We start from the raw sequence: 3,682 nt of genomic DNA, 5'->3' as shown, positions 1-3,682 counted from the left end.
CCCCATCCCCTCGTCCGTGGTGTCGCTTTAGACATGAACCAATCGCGTTTGGCGATTCGTCAACTACCAGATCGTCCGGGGATGGCAGCGAAGTTGTTCGGACTATTAGCGCAGCACAATATCAGTGTGGATATGATTATTCAATCTCAGCGCTGTCGGGTAATTGATGGTGTTCCCAGACGAGATATAGCCTTCACCGTTGCCAGGATAGATGGAGAAGCAGCACAGAAAATGTTGCAACAAGCAGCGTCAGAATTTGGCTGGGGTGAAATTGTTTTGGATAATGCGATCGCCAAAGTGAGTATTGTTGGTGCAGGGATGGTGGGACAACCAGGAGTTGCAGCGAAAATGTTTGAGGCGATCGCTCAACACCAAATTAACATTCAAATGATTGCCACCTCAGAAATTAAAATTAGCTGTGTCGTCCATCAAGAACAAGGTGTTAAAGCTTTGCAAGTCATTCACGCAGCCTTTGGGCTTGCAGGAAGCGAAAAATTTGTAGTGCCGGCGTAATTTCAGCAATAAAATAAATTATTACCAACAGTCGTAGAGACGTTCCAATGGAACGTCTCTACTCTACAATGTGTGCGATTTACCAGACATGATATAATCCCTGGGTTTCAATTAATAGACATAGGTGTGGAAATTAATTATTATGTGCTACCCAGAACGCTTGTAGAGACGTAGCAATGCTAGGTCTCTACATCTTTTCCAGCTAGGTCTCTACATCTTTTCCAGCTAGGTCTCTACATCTTTTCCAGCTACGTCTCTACATCTTTTCCAGCTACGTCTCTACATCTTTTCCAGACCTATGTCCATTCTGAAGGCAGGCTAATTAATCGCGGCTATTGAGGGCAATTAGCAACCGCAAGATAAACACAAACAAATTGATGTAGGTAAGATACATCGACAAAGCCGCAGGCAGATATTGTTCATCGCTGTAGGTGCGGGGCAAGATGTAGAAATCAACTACAGATGCGCCAACAAATAAAAGCACACCCAGCCCGGAAATGGCAATTTCTAACCAATTTGGCGTGTAAACACCGAAAAACGCCAACCCAAATTGTGCTAGGCAAACAACCACCAAGGCAATAACGCCTAGATTGATCGTTTTAGTCAAAGCCATGCCGTCTGAGTCAGAGAGATTTGAACCCACTTGACGAGCGGCAATAAAAGTGATGCCACAACTAAGGGCAGCTATACCAATTCCTTGAATGCCAACTCCTTGGGTTCTCAAGGCAAGATAAATCAAGCCACTGAGGGTATACCCAGACAACAGGCTGTAGGTGGCTAGTAGGGGCAGGGCAACGCCTTTGTTGCCTTTTTCAGCAACGTTTTGGGCAACAAAGAACAGAATTAGTTCCAGGATGACCGCACCAATTACGGTGGGCATGAAAAGTCCGGGGTTGGTACGGATGACTCCTAAACCACCGTAAGCTGCCAGCGCCGTTAAAACCAGTCCACCACCAACGTAGGGAAGGGCATTGGCAATTACATTTGGACCGATGAGGGCTTGATTTTTAGCCTCACGGATAGCGTTACGAAAATTGCTGGTATTACTCATATTTCACAACTAATTTTTTAAGAAAAACAGTTCTGCTCAGTTCTATTTTGACTCATATCAAGAGAGCTATGTGATTTCACAAATGGCGGAATTCCTCACTTGATTTATATCAAGTCAAAATAGCCTGAAACAGATAAGGGCGCAAAACATATGCGTATAAATACTGATACCAAAAGTTAGACTCCCCACAAGTTCAGTATAACGACGATGGTTTATTCAGCCCCATCTAAGGAAAATAATTACAGCTTTGATGAAAATTTACGCAACTCCAATTTTTCAGAAAAAGGAGTTACTAGAAAGGAATTTATATGGTAACAAGTCAGTCCTCTCTGCGGTCTGATGGTATCGAGTTATTGCACTTATACCACCAGAATCCTTCTATTAAACTTCGTAATCAACTTGTACAGTTACATACTGGGTTAGTGCGTAAGATGGCTCATAAATTCAGCCATCAATGTAATGAACCTTATGAAGATTTGGAACAAATCGGTTATTTCGGTTTAATCAGGGCAATTGAGCGATTTGATCCCAGTCAAGGATATGCTTTTAGTTCCTTTGCTGTGCCCTACATTCGCGGAGAAATGCTGCACTTTTTGCGCGATCGCAGTACTCTACTAAAGATACCCCGTCGCTGGCAAGAACTCTACAATGAAGGGCAAAAAATTCGCCGGGAATTATCAATATCTTTGGGTCGTCCTCCCAAAGATTCAGAAATTGCCAACATACTCAAAGTATCTGTCCAAGAATGGCAAGAAACTAAGTTAGCGGCTCAAAATCGGATGCCTTTGAGTTTAGATGCGACCCCAGTTCAGTATGTTGATTGCCAAATAACCTTAGGTGAAGCGCTTCCCTGTCCCCGTTCTACGGCTTTTCAGCAACTAGAAGAAGAACGTCAACAACTCCAAGGAGCAATAAATATGTTAGAAGAAAAGCCCCGTTTAGCTGTTGAATTAGTCTTTTTAAAAGAACTTTCTCGCAAAGATGCCGCGAAGAAAATTGGCACTAGTCCAATGACAGTAACGCGATATCTACAAAAGGGAATTCAGGATTTAATGTGTTTCTTACAACCAGCAATTGCGACTGGATCTTAGGAGGAGCGGAGTTATGAGTTATGAGTTAGGAGGAGCGGAGTGAGGAGTTAGGAGTTATGAGTTAGGAGGAGCGGAGGAGCGGAGTTATGAGTTATGAGTTAGGAGTGAGGAGTTATGAGTTATGAGTTATAAGTTATGAGTTATGAGTTATGAGTTATGAGTTATAAGTTATGAGTTATGAGTTATGAGCTAAAAACTCCTCACTCCTCACCCCTCACCCCTCACTCCTAACTCCTCACTCCTCACTGCTAACTCCTAACTCCTCACCCCTCACCCCTCACTGCTAACTCCTAACTCCTAACTCCTAACTCCTCACCCCTCACCCCTCACTCTACTTATCTGGATTTTAAATCTGCGATCGCTCCTCTTGTCATAGCAGCAATGGCTTTATCTGTCGCTTTCGGCAAATGATAATATTTGCCTCCTGAAGTATGAGCTAATTCCTTGGCAAAGCCAGTGGAAACAAATTTACTTTCAGTATCAATCATCAATAACTGCATCCCTAAAGCACGCATTCTAGCGGCAATTTCTAACAATTCCGCTTTGATATCCGGCTTTTCTCCTGCTTCTTGTGGTTCACCCAAAGAACGAGACAAGGGAATATTCCCGCGTCCATCGGTTATCGCTACAATCACAACTTGCCCAATATCTCCACTCCTAACCGCATTCAACCCGACCCGCACAGCTTGGCTTAAACCATGCGCTAGCGGTGAACCACCACCACAAGGTAATCTTTCCAAACGGTTACGCGCTAAGGCAATAGAGCGGGTTGGAGGCAATAATACCTCAGCTTGTTCCCCCCGGAAGGGAATCAACGCCACTTGGTCGCGGTTTTGATAAGCTTCTGTTAAAAGCTGCATTACCGCACCTTTGGCTGACTGCATCCGGTTCAGTGCCATTGACCCAGAAGCATCGACTACAAATATTACCAACGCTCCGGCTTTACGTACCAACCGCTTCGAGCGAATATCTGACTGTTCGACAAATACCCGCTTTTCTGGGGAGGGGGGAGTGGAGGAGGGGGAGA

4 protein-coding genes are annotated in these 3,682 nt (G+C 44.3%); 2 read left to right on the top strand and 2 right to left on the bottom strand.

What is annotated here, in order from left to right; translation table 11 throughout:
* Positions 1–513: ACT domain-containing protein (locus tag OGM63_RS18905; protein WP_263747202.1), on the top strand; the 513-nt coding region annotated here is incomplete at its 5' end.
* 322 nt (positions 514–835) lie between these two features.
* On the opposite strand, the gene OGM63_RS18900 is transcribed toward OGM63_RS18905, so the two are convergent.
* Positions 836–1,564, bottom strand: coding sequence for a Bax inhibitor-1/YccA family protein (locus OGM63_RS18900; protein WP_263747201.1), 729 nt, complete (start codon positions 1,562–1,564; stop codon positions 836–838).
* A 308-nt stretch (positions 1,565–1,872) separates the two neighbouring features.
* On the opposite strand from OGM63_RS18900, the gene OGM63_RS18895 reads away from it, so the two are divergent.
* The gene (locus OGM63_RS18895; RefSeq protein WP_263747200.1) at positions 1,873–2,655 is read left to right on the top strand and encodes an RNA polymerase sigma factor SigF; all 783 of its coding nucleotides are present in this window, start codon (positions 1,873–1,875) and stop codon (positions 2,653–2,655) included.
* Positions 2,656–2,990: 335 nt separating this feature from the next.
* On the opposite strand, the gene OGM63_RS18890 is transcribed toward OGM63_RS18895, so the two are convergent.
* Positions 2,991–3,682 (bottom strand): VWA domain-containing protein (locus OGM63_RS18890; protein ID WP_263747199.1); only part of this gene is annotated, 692 nt, incomplete at its 5' end.

Origin of the sequence: Plectonema radiosum NIES-515 (genome assembly GCF_025753815.1) — a bacterium.
Classification (GTDB): Bacteria; Cyanobacteriota; Cyanobacteriia; order Cyanobacteriales; family Nostocaceae; genus Hassallia; species Hassallia radiosum_A.
The sequence above is the reverse complement of the archived record's forward strand: the minus strand, read 5'-3'. Positions and strand labels throughout refer to the sequence as shown.